Origin of the sequence: Haloferax sp. Atlit-6N (assembly GCF_003383195.1) — an archaeon.
GTDB lineage: Archaea > Halobacteriota > Halobacteria > Halobacteriales > Haloferacaceae > Haloferax > Haloferax gibbonsii.
In genome coordinates this window covers 1-1,246 of record NZ_QEQJ01000015.1, presented here as the reverse complement: position 1 = coordinate 1,246, position 1,246 = coordinate 1, and the positions used below count along the sequence as shown (strand labels likewise).

Here is a 1,246-nt window from a genome sequence, read left to right as displayed (position 1 = left end):
CCGTCCGAAGTATCTCGACAGCAAGTGCTTCCGTCCCAACCACGTCGACGAGCGTCGTAATGGAGTAATCATTACGGGTGTCGTTGCACGGATTCGTAACACTCGATGGGAGAATATCGCCGTAGTAGTTGTGCAAGTACACTCGGTCGATCTCTGACCCACCAAGGACCACGTCGACGCTCTCAGACAGCGTTAGAACGTACTCGATAATCTCGTCGGCCTGGTCGCGCCGCGTCTCTCTGAAAGCCGCATTGAGACCGATTGCTATCGTCTGTTGAGGGTTGCTATAGCCCAATAGACGAGTGAACGCGAGAGCGTCCTCTAAGGCGCTCTGTGGCTGTCCCATCTCATCATGTCCCAACCGTCGCGCATACCGAATCAAGTCCCACAGAGCCCGTCTCTCGCCGGCGACAGCTCGTCGTGCAAGTTTCACGACTGACCCATCGACGTCAAACCCACAACTCGACAGTCGGTGTTCAAACTCGAGTATGTCGACACCGTCCGCCGCTGTTTGTAGTGCCTCGAGAAGCGCAAATTGACTCTCTGTCTCGTCGAAGATTACTCGATGAACCCGAAGGGCGGTCCAGTCTGTAAGCGAGACGTCCGCCTCGAGGTCAGTCGCAAAGCGAAGGCTTCGCTTCTCAGTCGGTTCGTGTGCCGTCGTATCGTCCGTATCGTACATTTAGTGTCGCTTTTGTGCGAACACTAACGCCGGGTGAAAATCCGATAATCCCATAAGCCCCAACCACATTGGTTGAGTTAGGACAACGGGCCACCCGCCCGCCGTGTCCGCGTAAGCATCCTTCGACGCCGATAGGAGCGAAGTCGTGGCCGACTCGTGTGCTCCCGGCGTCGTTTGATTCAACTAGTTCGCTAGTCACGACTATAGTTTATTAATCCACCTTCTCAGAGAGATATGCGTCAAGCACCACCGCAATTGTCTCATCGTATGACCGTCGGCCTTCCCGCGCCTTGAGAACCCGGAGGTCGCGTCGCACATCCTTCGACACCGGAATCCGCGTGTCCGTGGCAGACATATATCCCGCTTTAGGGCACAACGTATAAAGCATTACGGACATGAAGATGTGATTGGTAAAGCATGAGTCTTGACGAAAGGGCAAGAGGGATTTTGTCACCGGCCGACCGCCGGTATCTCCAAAAACCGAAGGAGTATAGCAAACAGGCAGGATACGAACGCCGGCGAGCGATAGTCGAGCGGCTCCATGAAGCCCTACATGATATGCCG

The 1,246-nt window shown here is 55.0% G+C and carries 1 protein-coding gene and 1 pseudogene; both read right to left on the bottom strand.

The features are described 5' to 3' along the window. A pseudogene (locus DEQ92_RS20835) lies at positions 1–682 on the bottom strand (transcriptional regulator); the annotation flags it as partial. Positions 683–893: 211 nt separating this feature from the next. Beyond that, complete coding sequence (locus DEQ92_RS23990) at positions 894–1,037, bottom strand: hypothetical protein (protein WP_006655018.1); 144 nt, start codon at positions 1,035–1,037, stop codon at positions 894–896. Positions 1,038–1,246 lie beyond the last annotated feature (209 nt).

What these genes read in the sequence shown, in the direction of transcription:
- DEQ92_RS23990 (WP_006655018.1), bottom strand. Translation starts at nt 1,037, where the DNA reads ATGTCTGCCACGGACACGCGGATTCCGGTGTCGAAGGATGTGCGACGC.